The 16,285-nt window shown below is 38.4% G+C and carries 13 protein-coding genes, 3 tRNA genes and 1 other RNA gene; 11 read left to right on the forward strand and 6 right to left on the reverse strand.

Annotation, left to right across the window (positions count from 1 at the left end):
- Positions 1-48: 48 nt before the first annotated feature.
- From parC to SFC32_RS05350, 7 genes are all read left to right on the forward strand, one after another.
- The gene (parC, locus tag SFC32_RS05320; RefSeq protein WP_411049836.1) at positions 49-2,508 is read left to right on the forward strand and encodes a DNA topoisomerase IV subunit A; all 2,460 of its coding nucleotides are present in this window, start codon (positions 49-51) and stop codon (positions 2,506-2,508) included.
- A 127-nt stretch (positions 2,509-2,635) separates the two neighbouring features.
- A complete protein-coding gene (locus SFC32_RS05325; RefSeq protein ID WP_039697049.1) occupies positions 2,636-3,658 on the forward strand; it encodes a branched-chain amino acid aminotransferase in 1,023 nt (340 codons plus the stop codon).
- A 66-nt stretch (positions 3,659-3,724) separates the two neighbouring features.
- Positions 3,725-3,955: a DUF2969 domain-containing protein gene (locus SFC32_RS05330; protein ID WP_039697048.1), complete on the forward strand. Its 231-nt coding sequence runs from the start codon at positions 3,725-3,727 to the stop codon at positions 3,953-3,955.
- Between the two features lie 61 nt (positions 3,956-4,016).
- Positions 4,017-4,097, forward strand: a tRNA-Tyr gene (locus tag SFC32_RS05335).
- A 42-nt stretch (positions 4,098-4,139) separates the two neighbouring features.
- Positions 4,140-4,211: transfer RNA gene (locus SFC32_RS05340), tRNA-Gln, on the forward strand.
- 127 nt (positions 4,212-4,338) lie between these two features.
- Positions 4,339-5,535 (forward strand): 30S ribosomal protein S1, encoded by a 1,197-nt coding sequence (gene rpsA / locus SFC32_RS05345; RefSeq protein WP_009854084.1) that lies wholly within the window; start codon positions 4,339-4,341, stop codon positions 5,533-5,535.
- Positions 5,536-5,606: 71 nt separating this feature from the next.
- A tRNA-Arg gene (locus SFC32_RS05350) sits at positions 5,607-5,678 on the forward strand.
- Between the two features lie 188 nt (positions 5,679-5,866).
- Here the strand turns inward: SFC32_RS05350 and SFC32_RS05355 are convergent.
- The 3 genes from SFC32_RS05355 to SFC32_RS05365 form a co-directional block, all read right to left on the reverse strand.
- Entirely contained in the window at positions 5,867-6,562 is a 696-nt protein-coding gene (locus SFC32_RS05355) for an LrgB family protein (protein WP_039697046.1), read from the reverse strand.
- A complete protein-coding gene (locus SFC32_RS05360) occupies positions 6,555-6,935 on the reverse strand; it encodes a CidA/LrgA family protein (RefSeq protein ID WP_411049835.1) in 381 nt (126 codons plus the stop codon). The genes SFC32_RS05355 and SFC32_RS05360 overlap by 8 nt, the downstream gene beginning before the upstream one ends.
- Positions 6,936-7,066: 131 nt before the next feature.
- On the reverse strand, positions 7,067-7,681 hold the full coding sequence (locus SFC32_RS05365) for a TVP38/TMEM64 family protein (protein ID WP_074601748.1): 615 nt from the start codon (positions 7,679-7,681) through the stop codon (positions 7,067-7,069).
- Between the two features lie 93 nt (positions 7,682-7,774).
- Between SFC32_RS05365 and ssrA the strand changes: the two genes are divergently transcribed.
- Positions 7,775-8,125, forward strand: a transfer-messenger RNA (tmRNA) gene (gene ssrA, locus SFC32_RS05370).
- 221 nt (positions 8,126-8,346) lie between these two features.
- Here the strand turns inward: ssrA and SFC32_RS05375 are convergent.
- Genes SFC32_RS05375 through SFC32_RS05385 form a run of 3 tightly spaced genes read right to left on the reverse strand, consistent with a single transcriptional unit; the run spans position 8,347 to position 10,192 of the window.
- Positions 8,347-9,114: an ABC transporter permease gene (locus tag SFC32_RS05375; RefSeq protein ID WP_411049834.1), complete on the reverse strand. Its 768-nt coding sequence runs from the start codon at positions 9,112-9,114 to the stop codon at positions 8,347-8,349.
- Between the two features lie 9 nt (positions 9,115-9,123).
- A complete protein-coding gene (locus SFC32_RS05380; protein ID WP_039696991.1) occupies positions 9,124-9,822 on the reverse strand; it encodes an ABC transporter ATP-binding protein in 699 nt (232 codons plus the stop codon).
- A 1-nt stretch (position 9,823) separates the two neighbouring features.
- Positions 9,824-10,192: a GntR family transcriptional regulator gene (locus tag SFC32_RS05385; RefSeq protein ID WP_006532025.1), complete on the reverse strand. Its 369-nt coding sequence runs from the start codon at positions 10,190-10,192 to the stop codon at positions 9,824-9,826.
- Positions 10,193-10,408: 216 nt separating this feature from the next.
- On the opposite strand from SFC32_RS05385, the gene SFC32_RS05390 reads away from it, so the two are divergent.
- From SFC32_RS05390 to pyk, 3 genes are all read left to right on the forward strand, one after another.
- A complete protein-coding gene (locus SFC32_RS05390; protein ID WP_411049833.1) occupies positions 10,409-13,516 on the forward strand; it encodes a DNA polymerase III subunit alpha in 3,108 nt (1,035 codons plus the stop codon).
- A 90-nt stretch (positions 13,517-13,606) separates the two neighbouring features.
- Entirely contained in the window at positions 13,607-14,623 is a 1,017-nt protein-coding gene (gene pfkA, locus SFC32_RS05395) for a 6-phosphofructokinase (protein WP_074559978.1), read from the forward strand.
- An 81-nt stretch (positions 14,624-14,704) separates the two neighbouring features.
- On the forward strand, positions 14,705-16,207 hold the full coding sequence (gene pyk / locus SFC32_RS05400; RefSeq protein WP_074563519.1) for a pyruvate kinase: 1,503 nt from the start codon (positions 14,705-14,707) through the stop codon (positions 16,205-16,207).
- The last annotated feature ends 78 nt before the right edge of the window (positions 16,208-16,285 follow it).

Here is a 16,285-nt window from a genome sequence, read left to right on the forward strand (position 1 = left end):
GTGATAAATCCACAAAATTTTTGACGTGAAAAGTAAAGGATAATAATTATGTCAAATGTACAAAATATGTCTCTCGAAGACATTATGGGGGATCGTTTTGGGCGATACTCCAAATATATTATTCAAGAGCGGGCTTTGCCAGATATTCGTGATGGTTTGAAGCCTGTTCAACGTCGTATCCTTTATTCAATGAATAAGGACGGCAATACTTTTGATAAAGGTTTCCGTAAATCGGCTAAATCAGTCGGTAACGTCATGGGTAATTTTCACCCACACGGTGACTCGTCTATTTATGACGCCATGGTGCGCATGAGTCAGGACTGGAAAAACCGTGAAACCTTGATTGAAATGCATGGTAACAATGGTTCTATGGATGGTGATCCACCGGCTGCCATGCGTTATACCGAAGCGCGCTTGTCAGAAATTGCAGGGTATTTGCTTCGTGATATTGATAAAGATACTGTTCCATTTGCATGGAACTTTGATGATACCGAAAAAGAACCAACTGTTTTACCAGCTGCCTTTCCTAACCTTTTAGTGAATGGTGCGACAGGTATTTCAGCAGGTTATGCAACAGATATTCCACCACACAACTTGGCAGAAGTGATTGATGCGGTGGTTTACCTTATTGACCATCCAAATGCTAAATTAGACAAATTAATGGAATTCTTGCCTGGACCTGATTTCCCAACAGGGGCAATCATCCAAGGTAAAGACGGTATTCGCAAGGCTTATGAGACTGGTAAAGGTCGTGTTGTGGTTCGTTCACGCACTGACATTGAAAGTCTTCGTGGCGGTAAAAAACAAATCGTCGTCACTGAAATTCCTTATGAAGTCAATAAAGCCGTACTCGTTAAGAAAATCGACGATGTTCGTGTCAACAATAAAGTCCCTGGCATTGCAGAAGTTCGTGATGAGTCAGACCGCGATGGACTTCGTATTGCTATCGAACTTAAAAAAGATGCAGACGAGCAAACGATTCTCAACTATCTTTTGAAATACACTGATTTGCAAGTGAACTATAACTTCAACATGGTTGCTATTGATAACTATACACCACGCCAAGTGGGTATCATTCCGATGTTGACAAGTTACATTGCTCACCGTAAGGAAATCATCGTTGCCCGTTCAAAATTTGACAAGGAAAAAGCTGAAAAACGTCTTCACATCGTGGAAGGCTTGATTCGTGTTATTTCAATTTTGGATGAGGTTATTGCGCTTATTCGTGCGTCTGAAAATAAAGCTGACGCCAAAGAAAACCTCAAAGTCAGCTATGAATTTTCAGAAGAACAAGCCGAAGCCATTGTGACTTTGCAATTGTACCGTTTGACAAATACCGATATCGTGACGCTTGAAAATGAAGAAGCAGAGCTTCGTGAACGCATCACTATGCTTAAAGCCATTATCGGTGACGAACGTACCATGTACAATGTCATGAAACGTGAACTACGTGAAGTTAAGAAAAAATTTGCTAACCCACGTTTGACAGAATTGCAAGCCGAAGCACAAACGATTGAAATCGATGTAGCAAGCTTGATTGTCGAAGAAGATACTTATGTTAGCGTGACAAAAGGTGGTTACATCAAACGTACAAGTCCGCGTTCTTACAATGCTTCTACGGTTGAAGAAATCGGTAAACGTGATGATGATGAACTGGTCTTCGTCTCACAAGCTAAGACAACTCAACATTTGTTGATTTTCACAAATCTTGGTAATGTAATTTATCGTCCAGTCCATGAATTGACAGATATTCGCTGGAAAGACATTGGGGAACATTTATCACAAACCATCACTAATTTTGCGACAGACGAGTATGTCTTGTATGCTGAAATTGTCGATGAATTTGGTTCGCAAACTTATTTTGCAGCCACAAAATATGGTCAAATCAAACGCTTTGAACGCAAAGAATTCACGCCATGGCGCACTTATAAATCAAAAGCTGTTAAGTATGCTAAGTTGAAAAAAGACGATGATATTGTTGTGACTATTGCGCCAATTGCACTTGATGATGTCATGGTCATTACGCATAATGGCTATGGTTTGCATTTCAATATTGACGAAGTACCAGTAGTCGGTGCCAAAGCGGCTGGGGTTAAATCAATTAACCTTAAGGATGATGATTTTGTTGTGTCAGCCTTTATCGCCAATACAGAAAGCTTCTTTATCTTAACGCAACGTGGTAGCCTTAAACGTATGGCGACTGAGCTAATTCCAGCAACAAGTCGTGCTAATCGAGGCTTGCAAGTCCTTCGTGAACTCAAATCAAAACCACATCGCGTCTTTATGGCAGGACCAGTACACGCTTCAAATGATGTGCAAAATATTGATTTGTTCACCATTGACCCACTTGATTCTGATAAGATTGAAACCTTGGAAGTTTACTCAAATAAGGGCAATCACTATCAAGCCATTTTGGAAGATTTGACACTCTCAGAGCGCACAAGTAACGGTTCCTTTATCTCAGATAAAATTTCTGATGAAGGTGTCTTTAGTGCAAGAATTAAATAGCGATAATAAGTCGGAGATTTTCTCCGATTTATTTTTTTGAACAAATTTTCAGAATTTTATGAAAAAGTACTTGAAAAAAGATTTAAAAAGCGTACAATAGGATAAAAACAAAGAAAGAGGAATAGTTATGACAGTAGATTTAGACTGGGAAAATCTAGGCTTTGCCTATCGTAAATTACCATTTCGTTACATCTCTTACTACAAAGATGGTAAATGGGATGAAGGAAAATTAACAGAAGATTCAATGCTTCACATTTCTGAAGCATCACCAGCTTTGCACTATGGCCAACAAGCCTTTGAAGGGTTGAAAGCCTATCGTACAAAAGATGGTTCAGTACAATTGTTCCGCCCAAATATGAACGCTGAACGTTTGCAACGCACTGCAGATCGTCTTCTTATGCCACAAGTGCCTACAGAAAAATTTATTGATGCTGCAAAACAAGTCGTTCGTGCTAACGAAGAATTTGTACCACCATACGGCACTGGTGCAACACTTTATCTACGTCCTCTTTTGATTGGTGTCGGTGACATTATTGGTGTTCACCCTGCAGATGAATACATTTTCACTATTTTCGCAATGCCTGTTGGAAATTACTTCAAAGGTGGTTTGGTACCAACAAACTTCTTGATTCAAGACGAATATGACCGTGCTGCTCCACATGGTACAGGAGCTGCAAAAGTTGGTGGTAACTATGCTTCAAGTCTCCTTCCAGGTAAAATGGCTCATGATCGCAAATTTTCTGATGTTATTTACCTAGATCCAGCGACACATACTAAGATTGAAGAAGTTGGTTCTGCAAACTTCTTTGGTATTACAGCTGATAATGAGTTTATTACACCACTTAGTCCATCTATTTTGCCATCTATTACAAAATATTCACTTCTTTACTTGGCAGAACACCGTTTTGGCATGAAAGCTATTCAAGGAGATGTTAAACTTGATGAATTGGATAAATTTGTTGAAGCAGGTGCCTGTGGTACAGCAGCCGTCATTTCACCAATTGGTGGTGTTCAACACGGTGATGACTTCCATGTCTTCTACAGTGAAACAGAAGTAGGTCCTGTTACTCGTAAATTGTACGACGAACTTGTCGGCATCCAATTCGGTGACATTGAAGCTCCAGAAGGCTGGATTTACAAAGTTGACTAATAAATTAAAGCTTGCTCTTGCAAGCTTTTTTGTTTTTCGGTAAAATGAATAGCGTGAGGTGGAAAAATGAGCAAAAAAGATAAAAAAATCGAAATTCAACTTGCTGACGCCAAAGTTGCTATCAATAATGCCAATGTCGATGGCTACAATTTGACTGCTGGAAAAAAAGTTATCGGTGAAATTGCTGAGCTTGATAACAAATTTGCTGTTGTCAAAAATGGAGAAGTGGAAGCACTTTTCAAAACTTTAGAGCAAGCAATTGAAAGTATTATTGAAAATTACAACTTAAATCGCTAAAAAATAGCGAAAAGTACTTGTCAGAGAACAAAAACTATGCTAGAATAGTTTTTGTCGTAACGGAAGGGTAGCGAAGAGGCTAAACGCGGCGGACTGTAAATCCGCTCCTTCGGGTTCGGGGGTTCGAATCCCTCCCCTTCCATTTCTGAAATGAAAATTTTAGAAAGTAATTGAACCTTGTTTTTGGGGTATAGCCAAGCGGTAAGGCAAGGGACTTTGACTCCCTCATGCGTTGGTTCGAATCCAGCTACCCCAGTCAAAGGTATCGAGTTTCGGCTTGACACCGTCAAAGATAAAAGTTGTTGTCGTTGCGGGTTACCTTGAGAAATATTATTGTTGTCAAAAGCTAGCTTAAGCTAGCTTTTGTTGGAGGATTTTTTAGAATGAATGAATTTGAAGATTTGCTAAACAGTGTTAGCGAAGTAAACCCTGGTGATGTTGTCACTGCGGAAGTTTTAACTGTTGATAATGATCAAGCAAACGTTGTTATCGAAGGAACAGGTGTTGAAGGTGTTCTTACACTTCGTGAATTGACTAACGATCGCGATGCTGATATTAACGATTTCGTTAAAACTGGCGACACAGTTGAAGTACTTGTTCTTCGTCAAGTAGTAGGTAAAGATACTGATACAGTTACTTTCCTTGTCTCTAAAAAACGCTTGGAAGCTCGCAAAGCTTGGGATAAACTTGTTGGTCGCGAAGGCGAAGTTGTTACTGTTAAAGGTACACGCGCTGTTAAAGGTGGTCTTTCAGTTGAATTCGAAGGACTTCGCGGATTCATCCCTGCTTCAATGATCGATACACGTTTCGTACGTAATACTGAAAAATTCGTTGGTCAAGAATTTGAAGCTAAAATCAAAGAAGTTGTTCCAGCTGAAAACCGCTTCATCCTTTCACGTCGTGAAGTTGTTGAAGAAAAAGCTGCTGCAGCTCGTAAAGAAGTCTTCTCTAAACTTGAAGAAGGCGCAATCGTTAAAGGTAAAGTTGCTCGCTTGACAAGCTTCGGTGCTTTCATCGATCTTGGTGGTGTTGACGGACTTGTTCACGTAACTGAATTGTCACACGAACGCAACGTTTCACCTAAATCAGTTGTTTCTGTTGGTGAAGAAGTTGAAGTTAAAGTTCTTTCAATCGACGAAGAAGCAGGTCGTGTATCACTTTCACTTAAAGCTACAACACCTGGACCATGGGATGGTGTAGAACAAAAACTTGCTGCTGGTGATGTTGTTGAAGGTAAAGTTAAACGTTTGACTGACTTCGGTGCTTTCGTTGAAGTGTTGCCTGGTATCGATGGACTTGTTCACATCTCACAAATCTCACACAAACGTGTTGAAAATCCAAAAGATGTTCTTTCAGTAGGTCAAGAAGTTAACGTTAAAGTTCTTGATGTTAACGCTGCTGCGGAACGTGTATCACTTTCAATCAAAGCTCTTGAAGAACGTCCAGCACAAGCTGAAAACGAAGAAAAACGTCAATCACGTCCACGTCGTCCAAAACGTGAAGCTAAACGTGATTACGAACTTCCAGAAACTCAAACTGGATTCTCAATGGCTGACTTGTTTGGCGATATTGAATTGTAATTATAAATGAGAAAAAGACTTACTTTGTAAGTCTTTTCTTTTTACTTCGATGTGGTATAATATAGTAGTTGCCACTCTTAGTGTAATGGATATCACGCAAGATTCCGGTTCTTGAAATAGGGGTTCGATTCCCTTAGAGTGGAGTATTATACCAATTAGAAAAAGTCAATAACTGGCTTTTTCTTTTTATATATGCCCATAAAAACCGTGTTGTGAAGCTTGTAGAAGAATTTAAGGAAAGTTGTTGCAAGTTAATATTGCATGGCATTACGAGCAATTTAAGGGCAAATAAAAGGCCTGTGATTTTCACCACAGGCACTTATAAAAAAGCTTATTTTAAAATAATTTGAGCTACGATTGGACTGATAATAACATAAACGATTCCGGTAACTCCGATAGCAAGTCCGCCCATCGCACCTTCAACGAGACCGTATTTTAGAGCTGTTCCAGTACCGATTGCGTGCCCTGTTCCTCCAAGACTAAGCCCGATAGCAACAGGATCTTCGATTCGTAAGAGTTTTAAAAAAACGGGTCCAAGAACACTTGTCAAAATTCCAGTAATAACAACGACAACAAGTGTTACAGTTGTGATTCCTCCCATTTTTTCAGTGATTCCAACAGCCATTGCAGTTGTTACTGATTTAGGGAATAATGAAATAGCTAGCAAATATTTAATACCAAATGTTTTCGCAACAAGAGCGGTAAAAGTCGTGTTGACGATACAAGCAGCAAGAATACCAGTTAGGATACTTCTGATGTGATGTTTCATCAAGTGGAATGAGCGATAAAGTGGAATACCGAGCGCTACTGTTGATGGAACAATCAATGTGTTAAGATAACTTCCACCGATGTAATAATCATGGTAGGAAATCTTAGTAATCTTTAAAAAGGCAATAATAAAAAAGGTTGCCAATAGTAAAGGGGTAGTAATTGGGTGTGGAAAACGCCTAAAAATAAGCATGCCCATAAGGTATGCTAGGATTGATAGCATGATACCAAAGATTGGGTTTGTAAGAATATCAGTCATGATGACCTCCTTTATCAACATAGTCTCCTTCAAAGCGTGTTTTGATGAATTGAACAACAAAACCAATAGTAGCAACATTCAAAAAGATAGCTACAAGAATGATAATGGTGATAGGGAACAAATAATCCTTGATGTCATTGAATCGATCCATGATTCCGACAGCCGCAGGCAAGAATAGAATGGTCATATTATTGAGCAAGAAATTTCCCACAACATCTATGTGTCTCAAACGAATTACCTTGAATTCCAGGGCAAGAAAAAGTAGCACTAACCCAATAATGCTACCAGGAACAGGTAAATTGAGTAAATTAGAAATCGCCTCCCCAATAAATGAAAAGATGAGAATTATCATAAATTGAACGTATAACTTCATTAGTAAACTCCTTCGTTATAAGTCTACTACTATGTAAGAATTTTTCAATACTGTGAAAATGTTTACATGAAATTTTTTTGAAAAATTACAGTTGTAATGAAAAAAAGAAAAAGCCGAGCAAAGCTCAGGCTTTAGTGACCTAATAGTAATTTTAGGATATTTCCTCCAAAAATCCAGATATAACTATAAGAAATAATTGAAATTGGCTTGGTTAGTAGGATAATGAAGATGAAACGTTTTAATGAAATGCGAGATAATCCAGTTATCATCACCACGATATCAGCTGGTGAAATGGGTGATAACATGCAAATGATGAAGAAGTTTTCATAATTTTGAGTGTTTAGTTTTGCTTCGTATTTGTAAAAAGTCTTCTCATCGACAAAAAGTAGAATAAATTTGCGGCCATATAGTCTAACAAGAATAAATAGTATGATACTACCAATCACAATACCAACATAGTTGTAAAAGAAGGCTAGGATTGGATCAAAAATTAAAAAGCCAGCAACTGTTGTGACACCACCTGGAATAACTGGGAAGACGACTTGAAAGATTTGCACTAAGATAAAAACTAAAGGCCCACAGACACTGTGCTGATTAACAAAATCTTTGAGTGCATTACTATCGTTTAGAATCCCTAAATGGTAGAACCAGATGACTAAAACAAACGTTCCCAGCAAGGCTAATACTCCCAGAAACTTGATCAGTCGCTGCCAAAAGGCATAGTGGTCAAACATCTTCATTTTCATAATTCTTATCATATCATAAGAATTTCTTTTTTGCTATTTTAAACATTATTTGCTATAATAACAAACGTAGCTTTTGACTACTTTATAATATCTGGGGTCGTTACGGATTCGACAGGCATTATGAGGTACATTCTGCGACTCATCGGCAGATGTAAAAATGCCAGTTAAATATAACTGCAAAAAATACAAATTCTTACGCTGTAGCTGCCTAAAAACCAGCTCGCGTGATCTCTACAGGATTGCTTGTGTTTTGCTAGAGGTTTCATTGATTAGCAAGCTACGTTTGATTATTGCCTAGCTAGTCAAAAAGAGATTTATAGGCTCGCTTAATCTAGGTTTGAGTTATGTATCGAGCTTAAGTTAAATCAAAGACATAACCTATGGTTGTAGACGAATGTATTGGCAGGTGTTTGGACGTGGGTTCGACTCCCACCGGCTCCATAAAAGCTTTTCATAGTTTAGCAAAGTTACGCAAAACGTTGATATATCAACGTTTTTTATTTTTACGTTTTGCCTAGTTTTGCCTTTTGGAGAGACCCAAAAAGAAACACAAAAAATTTTTTTCACTATTAGTAGTAGGAAGACTGCGAGAATGTTTTTTGTGCTTTCACCCAGATACAATTCCAGATATAAAAATAGCCACCAGAATTTGGTGGCTATAATATTTATTGAATATTAATTTTGTTTTTTAGCAAGTAATGTGTTGCTAAGTAGAAGATGGCACCTTCGATAAAGCACTCAATACAAGAATAGATAAAGAAATGGATAGTAAGGTCACTATTTAGTTCGTGGCTTCCGAGGATTTCAGACACTAATAAAAAGATGAATGAAACGACGAAGTAGGCAACGAATGCCATAAGACCACGTCTATTAGCAAATAATTGACCAATTGTAATAGCTAAGTAGATGAGCAGAATTCCTGAAATAGAAGAGATTGCTAACCAAAGGAACCCAATTCCCCATTCGGCAGGAGAGAGCGTTTTAGCTAATTGTGGTAGGAAGGCTAAGAAATGGCCTAAACCAAAAATCGGTATAACAAGTAAGGTCACTCCGATGGTAACAACAATAGTGTTAAACGCTGTCCAAATCAGTGAAGCAATCAGTTTAGATAAAATGATTTGGTGAGTAGATACTGGCAAGGTTAAAGTAAGGTAACCTTCGCGACCAAAGATATTTTTATAAAAACGTCGCACGATGATAGCTAGTGTAGCAATCCATGCACTGGCAACGACCACACCGAACATAATTGCCAAAATAATTGGAATGAGTTTAGTGAAGTTGCTAGGGTTGCTTGTTGTATAGTTTTCAGCATAGTCTGTAAGTGTCTTGATGCTAAAGCCAAGGAAGATGGAAATAGCGATAATTGACGCATTAAGTGCGAAGTACCATTTACCGACAGATTTTAGTTCGTATTTTAAAAGTTTTGAAAACATAATTCCTCCCTAAGCTTTGTAAGTCTCACGGAAGAGTGAATCAATGGATTGACCGTGCTCTTCACGAATATCATCCGTATTACCTTGCAAAATAATTTTTCCGTCTTTTAGGAAAATGATTTCATCAAGGATTGGTTCGATTTCTGAAATTAAGTGCGTTGAGATAATAACAGAAGCCTCTTCACAGTAATTATTGATGATAGTGCGTAAAATGTAGTCACGCGCGGCTGGGTCAACACCACCAATTGGTTCATCAAGAATATAAAGTTTTGCTTGTCGGCTCATGACCAAGATTAGCTGCACTTTTTCTTTATTCCCTTTTGATAGGTTTTTGAGGATATCATTTGGATTAAGGTCTAAATCTTCTAAAAGGTGTTCAGCTTTTTCACGAGAGAAGTCTTCGTAAAAATCTTCGAAGAAAGCAAGGGCATCCTTGATTTTCATATCTTCTCTAAGGTAAGAAGTATCTGGAAGGTATGAAATGATTTTTTTAGTGTCGACTGAAGGACGGTAACCATCAATGACGATTTCTCCAGTTGTTGGGTGAAGAAGTCCGTTGATTAGTTTAATCAGTGTTGTTTTCCCGCTTCCATTTGGACCGAGTAAGCCAATAATCTTACCGGCAGGTAAACTAAGTGTCACATCGTCAACAGCTACATGTTTTTTGTATTTTTTTGTAACGTGATGTAGTTGGAGTAATTGACTCATCCTATTTTTTCTCCTTAATATACGATTCTAGTGTAGTCACAATATCGTCGATTTCAAATCCTATTTTTTGCATGTTATTAACAAATGATTGCAATTCTGCCTCAGCAACTTCTCGACGTTTCTGCATGATGAGGTCAGTGTCATCTGTAACAAAGCGGCCAGATGTTCGTTGAGAGTAAACCATGCCTTCGCGTTCTAGTTCTGAAAAAGCGCGTTGCATTGTGTTGGGATTGACACCAGCTTCTTCGGCTAATTCGCGAACGGTTGGAAGTTGATCACCGCTTTTGATTTCTTGACTGATGATTTGCATCTTAATATGTTGTGCAATTTGGACATAAATAGGTGATTTTTCATCAAATTTCCAGGACATACGATAACCCCTTTCTATTAAAATTTAAAGAAGTCTTAATTGTATTAATTAGAAGAAGTCTTGAAAGAAGTCTTGTACTAAATAAATGGTACAAAAATAAGTTTGAAATGTCAAGGAATCAATCGCTAAGGCATCTTATTTCAATTTAAACGCAAATATGCTTTGATTTTTAGTGTATAATAGAAAAAGAAATCAATCGGAGAAAGGAGGGCTTTTATGTTTGCCCAATTAGATACCAAGACTGTTTATTCTTTTATGGATAGCTTAATTGACTTAGAGGGCTATGTCAAAGAAGCAAAAGTATTAGGCTACCAAACCATTGGGATTATGGACAAAGATAATCTCTATGCCGCCTTTCATTTTATTACAAAAGCTAAAAGTGAAGGCTTACGCCCTGTTTTAGGTCTTGAGTTGACGCTTAATTTACAGGAAAATCTTTCCTTAAGTATGTACTTAATTGCGCGTGATACGACAGGTTACAAAAACTTGATGAAAGTGTCTAGTCGTCAGATGACATCTGGTATTCAGGTAGAGGATTTAAAGGATTACTTGTCAGGCTTAGTGGTTATTATCCCGTATTTTGATGGTTTGGAGAGCTTGTCGCTTCCTTTTGAGTATTATATCGGAGTGAATGTTCACTCAGAAGAAAGGGATTATGACAAACCTTTAATTCCACTTCATACAGTACGGTATTTTAATACTAATGAAGTCGAAACGCTTCACATGCTTCATGCTATTCGAGATAATATTAGCTTGAAAGATGCGCCAGCTGCACCGCAAGGACAACAGTTGATGGCTTGTGATATTTTTACACAGGCTTTTGAGCAAAAATTTCCACAAGCTCTAGAAAACTTAGAAAAATTAGTCGCTGAAATTCATTATGACTTTAATAGTGAATTAAAATTACCGCGTTTTAATCGTCAAAAACCTGCTCAAGAGGAATTGATAGAATTAACTGAAGCAGGGCTTAAAGCTAAAAATCTTTGGTTGCCAGAGTACCAAGAACGCTTAGCTAAAGAACTTTCGGTCATTCACAAGATGGGATTTGATGATTACTTCCTTATCGTTTGGGATTTACTGCGCTTTGGTCGCAGTCGAGGGTATTACATGGGAATGGGACGCGGTTCTGCTGCGGGAAGTTTAGTTTCCTATGCTCTTGATATTACTGGTATTGACCCAGTGAAGAACAATCTGCTTTTTGAACGTTTCCTAAATGAAGAACGTTATAGCATGCCTGATATTGATATTGACCTCCCAGATGTTTATCGCAGTGAGTTTCTTCATTATGTCCGTAATCGTTACGGTAGTCTTCACTCGGCTCAAATTGTGACTTTTTCAACTTTTGGTGCTAAACAAGCTATTCGTGATGTTTTTAAACGATTCGGTGCACCAGAGCATGAATTGACTAATATCACTAAAAAAATCAGTTTCAGAGATAACTTAAGTACGGTTTACGAAAAGAATCTATCTTTCCGCCAAATCATTAATTCTAAAATCGAGTATCAAAAAGCTTTTGCGATTGCCAAACGTATCGAAGGAAATCCTCGGCAGACTTCAATTCACGCCGCTGGTGTCGTTATGAGCGATGACAATCTGACCGAGCATATTCCATTAAAAGCTGGCGAAGATATGATGATTACGCAATACGATGCGGCTGCGGTTGAGGCTAATGGTCTTCTTAAAATGGACTTTCTTGGGCTTCGTAACCTTACTTTTGTGCAACGCATGCAAGAAAAGGTCGCTAAAGAATATGGTATCACAATTGACATCAAATCGATTGATTTAGAAGATCAGCAAACGCTGGCTTTATTTGCAGCAGGAAAGACAAAAGGGATTTTTCAATTTGAACAAGCTGGTGCCATTAATCTGTTAAAACGTATTAAACCACAAAAATTTGAAGATATTGTGGCAACAACAAGTTTGAACCGTCCAGGGGCTAGTGATTACACCGAGAACTTTATTAGACGTCGTTTTGGGCAAGAAGCGATTGATTTAATCGATCCTTTGGTGGCAAAAATTTTGGAACCAACCTATGGCATCATGCTTTATCAAGAGCAAGTGATGAAAATTGCACAGGTCTATGCAGGATTCACTCTAGGAAAAGCGGATTTGTTGCGTCGTGCCATGTCAAAGAAAAAGGCAGAAGACATGCAAAAAATGGAAAGCGAGTTCTTAAAAGGTGCACAGGCTCTGGGTCGACCGCTTGAAACGGCCAAAGATTTATTTTCTCGCACGGCTAAATTTGCTGGCTACGGTTTTAATAGAAGTCACGCCTTTGCTTACTCAGCATTAGCTTTTCAACTAGCTTACTTTAAGGCACACTATCCTGCAGTTTTTTATGATGTCATGCTGAATTATTCAAGTGCTGATTATATTACAGATGCTATGGAATCAGAGTTTCGCATCAAGAAAATCGACATCAATACAGTGCCTTATAATGATAAGATAGCTGATGGTCAAATTTATCTTGGCTTGAAAAATCTACGAGCACTTCCACGTGATTTATGTTACTGGATTATTGATCATCGACCATTTTCAAGTATTGAGGACTTCTTGACCAAGTTGCCTGAGAATTACCAGAAGAAGGAACTTATCACACCATTGGTTGAAGTCGGTGCTTTTGATAATTTTGAAAAAAATCGTCGCAAGATTATTGAAAATCTGGAACCTCTTTTCATGTTTGTTAATGAGTTAGGAAGTCTTTTTGCAGAGAATTCCTATAATTGGATTGAAGTAGAAGACTTTCCAAATACTGAAAAATATCGTCAGGAACAGGGATTGCTAGGTGTGGGAATCAGTCCTCATCCTCTTCTTGAAATTGCCAAGAATTCATCTATTGCTTTTACGGCTTTGTCCGATTTGCATGAAAATACTGAAGCGACTATTCTTGTTGAATTAAGTCAGATTCGTGTGATTCGAACAAAAACCAAGGGGGAGCAGATGGCTTTTCTAAATGTGACAGACACACAGAAAAAATTTGACGTCACTCTCTTTCCAGAAGTTTTTACACATTATAAAGACGAATTGCAAGAAGGAAGATTTTATTATTTAACAGGTAAGATTCAAAATCGCAACAATCGATTGCAGATGGTGTTAAATCATGTTCAAGAAGCAAGCAGTGAACGCTTGTGGTTATTACTTCCAAATCATTTACATGATAGAGAAGTTTCAGAAATCTTGTCACAATATCCAGGAAATATTCCCGTGATTTTGCATTATCAAGATAGTAAGCAAACCTTGCAAAGTCAGAGACACTTGGTTAAAAAGGACGAAGAACTTTTACAAGCTTTAACTCCATATACAGTGAAAACGATTTATCAATAAAAATTTAGTAAAAATAAAATAAAGTAAAGCTTTTTACAAAGTAATGTGCTATAATAAGAACGTTAGATTAATAAAAGGAGTATTAGCAAAATGAAACGTATTGCTGTTTTGACTAGTGGCGGCGACGCTCCTGGTATGAATGCTGCTGTTCGTGCAGTTGTTCGTAAAGCAATTAAAGAAGGAATGGAAGTCTTCGGAATCAACCGCGGTTATGCTGGTATGGTCGATGGCGACATTTTCCCATTGGATGCTCAAAGTGTTTCAAACATTTTGTCACGTGGTGGTACTTTCCTTCAATCAGCTCGTTACCCTGAGTTTGCAACTCTTGAAGGACAACTTGCTGGTATCGAACAACTTAAAAAACACGGTATCGAAGGTGTCGTTGTTATCGGTGGTGACGGTTCTTATCACGGTGCTATGCGCTTGACAGAACACGGATTCCCAGCAGTTGGTATCCCAGGTACAATCGATAACGATATCGCTGGTACAGATTACACTCTTGGGTTTGATACAGCTGTAAACACAGCTATGGAAGCTCTTGACAAAATCCGTGATACATCTTACAGTCACAAACGTACATTCGTTGTTGAAGTAATGGGACGTAACGCTGGTGATATCGCTCTTTGGGCAGGTATTGCTGCAGGTGCTGACCAAATCATTATTCCTGAAGAAGAATATGACATCAACGAAGTTGTTGCAAAAGTTAAAGATGGTTACGAAAACAAAGGTAAAGAACGTCACCTTATCGTTCTTGCTGAAGGTGTAATGCATGCTGAAAAATTTGCAGAGTTGATGAAAGAAGCTGGTGATACTAGCGACCTTCGTGCAACTAACCTTGGTCACATCCTTCGTGGTGGTGCACCATCACCTCGTGATCGTGTTCTTGCTTCTTGGATGGGTGCTCACGCTGTTGAATTGCTTCAACAAGGTCGTGGTGGACTTGCTGTTGGTATCCACAACGAAGAATTAGTAGAAAGCCCAATTCTTGGTACTAAAGAAGAAGGTGCTCTATTCTCATTGGCAGAAGATGGTAGCATTATCGTCAACATGCCACACAAAGCACGTCTTGACTTTGCTCAATTAAATCGAGACATTGCTCATTTGTAATATAGTATAGTATTAGATTAAAAATTATTGTTATTAATAGTCGTTCATTCGGCTTAAAAATAAAGGGAGTTTCATATTATCATGAATAAACGCGTAAAAATCGTTGCAACACTTGGTCCTGCGGTTGAAATCCGTGGCGGTAAAAAATTCGGTGAAGATGGATATTGGGGTGAAAGCCTTGATGTTGAAGCATCAGCACAAAAAATCGCTCAATTGATTAAAGAAGGTGCAAACGTCTTCCGTTTCAACTTCTCACACGGTGACCACGCAGAACAAGGTGAACGTATGGCAACTGTACGTCGTGCCGAAGAAATTGCTGGACAAAAAGTTGGTTTCCTTCTTGACACTAAAGGTCCTGAAATCCGTACTGAACTTTTTGAAGGCGAAGCTAAAGAATATTCATACAAAACTGGTGAACAAATCCGTGTTGCTACTAAACAAGGTATCAAATCAACTCGCGAAGTTATCGCTTTGAACGTTGCTGGTGCCCTTGACATCTACGATGACGTTGAAGTTGGTAAACAAGTTCTTGTTGACGATGGTAAACTTGGTCTTCGTGTTGTCGCTAAAGACGATGCAACTCGTGAATTTGTTGTTGAAGTTGAAAACGATGGTATTATCGCTAAACAAAAAGGTGTAAACATTCCTTACACTAAAATCCCATTCCCAGCTCTTGCTGAACGTGATAACGCTGATATCCGTTTTGGTCTTGAACAAGGTCTTAACTTCATCGCTATCTCATTCGTACGTACTGCAAAAGACGTTGAAGAAGTTCGTGCAATCTGTGAAGAAACTGGTAACGGACACGTTCGTTTGTTTGCTAAAATCGAAAACCAACAAGGTATCGAAAACATCGACGAAATCATCGAAGCTGCTGATGGTATCATGATCGCTCGTGGTGACATGGGTATCGAAGTTCCATTTGAAATGGTTCCAGTTTACCAAAAAATGATCATCACTAAAGTTAACGCAGCTGGTAAAGCAGTTATCACAGCAACAAACATGCTTGAATCTATGACTGAAAAACCACGTGCAACTCGTTCAGAAGTATCTGACGTGTTCAACGCTGTTATTGATGGTACTGACGCAACAATGCTTTCAGGTGAATCTGCAAATGGTAAATACCCAGTTGAAGCAGTTCGTGCAATGGCTACAATCGATAAAAACGCTCAAACTCTTCTTAACGAATACGGACGTCTTGATTCATCATCATTCGCTCGTACTTCTAAAACAGAAGTTGTTGCTTCTGCAGTTAAAGATGCAACAAGCTCAATGGATATCAAACTTGTAGTTGCTCTTACTGAATCTGGTAACACTGCTCGTCTTATCTCTAAATACCGTCCAGATGCTGACATCTTGGCTGTAACATTCGACGAAAAAACCCAAAAATCATTGATGATTAACTGGGGTGTTATTCCAGTCGTAACTGAAAAACCTGCATCAACTGATGACATGTTTGAAGTTGCTGAAAAAGCTGCTCTTGAATCAGGTTTGGTTCAATCAGGTGATAACATCGTTATCGTCGCTGGTGTTCCTGTTGGTTCAGGTGGTACAAACACAATGCGTATCCGCACTGTAAAATAATTAAAAATAAAAAAGCCTATCATATCAAGCTTTACGGCCTGTGTGATAGGGCTTTTTTTATGTCAAAATGCTAGCAAG

The sequence above is a fragment of the Streptococcus sp. TATVAM-FAB8 genome, assembly GCF_046592795.1.
Taxonomy (GTDB): Bacteria; Bacillota; Bacilli; order Lactobacillales; family Streptococcaceae; genus Streptococcus; species Streptococcus ruminicola.

Bases quoted from the DNA above. Each gene is read 5' to 3' on its own strand.
- parC (WP_411049836.1), top strand. From the start codon at position 49: ATGTCAAATGTACAAAATATGTCTCTCGAAGACATTATGGGGGATCGT.
- SFC32_RS05325 (WP_039697049.1), top strand. From the start codon at position 2,636: ATGACAGTAGATTTAGACTGGGAAAATCTAGGCTTTGCCTATCGTAAA.
- SFC32_RS05330 (WP_039697048.1), top strand. From the start codon at position 3,725: ATGAGCAAAAAAGATAAAAAAATCGAAATTCAACTTGCTGACGCCAAA.
- rpsA (WP_009854084.1), top strand. From the start codon at position 4,339: ATGAATGAATTTGAAGATTTGCTAAACAGTGTTAGCGAAGTAAACCCT.
- SFC32_RS05355 (WP_039697046.1), bottom strand. From the start codon at position 6,562: ATGACTGATATTCTTACAAACCCAATCTTTGGTATCATGCTATCAATC.
- SFC32_RS05360 (WP_411049835.1), bottom strand. From the start codon at position 6,935: ATGAAGTTATACGTTCAATTTATGATAATTCTCATCTTTTCATTTATT.
- SFC32_RS05365 (WP_074601748.1), bottom strand. From the start codon at position 7,681: ATGAAAATGAAGATGTTTGACCACTATGCCTTTTGGCAGCGACTGATC.
- SFC32_RS05375 (WP_411049834.1), bottom strand. From the start codon at position 9,114: ATGTTTTCAAAACTTTTAAAATACGAACTAAAATCTGTCGGTAAATGG.
- SFC32_RS05380 (WP_039696991.1), bottom strand. From the start codon at position 9,822: ATGAGTCAATTACTCCAACTACATCACGTTACAAAAAAATACAAAAAA.
- SFC32_RS05385 (WP_006532025.1), bottom strand. From the start codon at position 10,192: ATGTCCTGGAAATTTGATGAAAAATCACCTATTTATGTCCAAATTGCA.
- SFC32_RS05390 (WP_411049833.1), top strand. From the start codon at position 10,409: ATGTTTGCCCAATTAGATACCAAGACTGTTTATTCTTTTATGGATAGC.
- pfkA (WP_074559978.1), top strand. From the start codon at position 13,607: ATGAAACGTATTGCTGTTTTGACTAGTGGCGGCGACGCTCCTGGTATG.
- pyk (WP_074563519.1), top strand. From the start codon at position 14,705: ATGAATAAACGCGTAAAAATCGTTGCAACACTTGGTCCTGCGGTTGAA.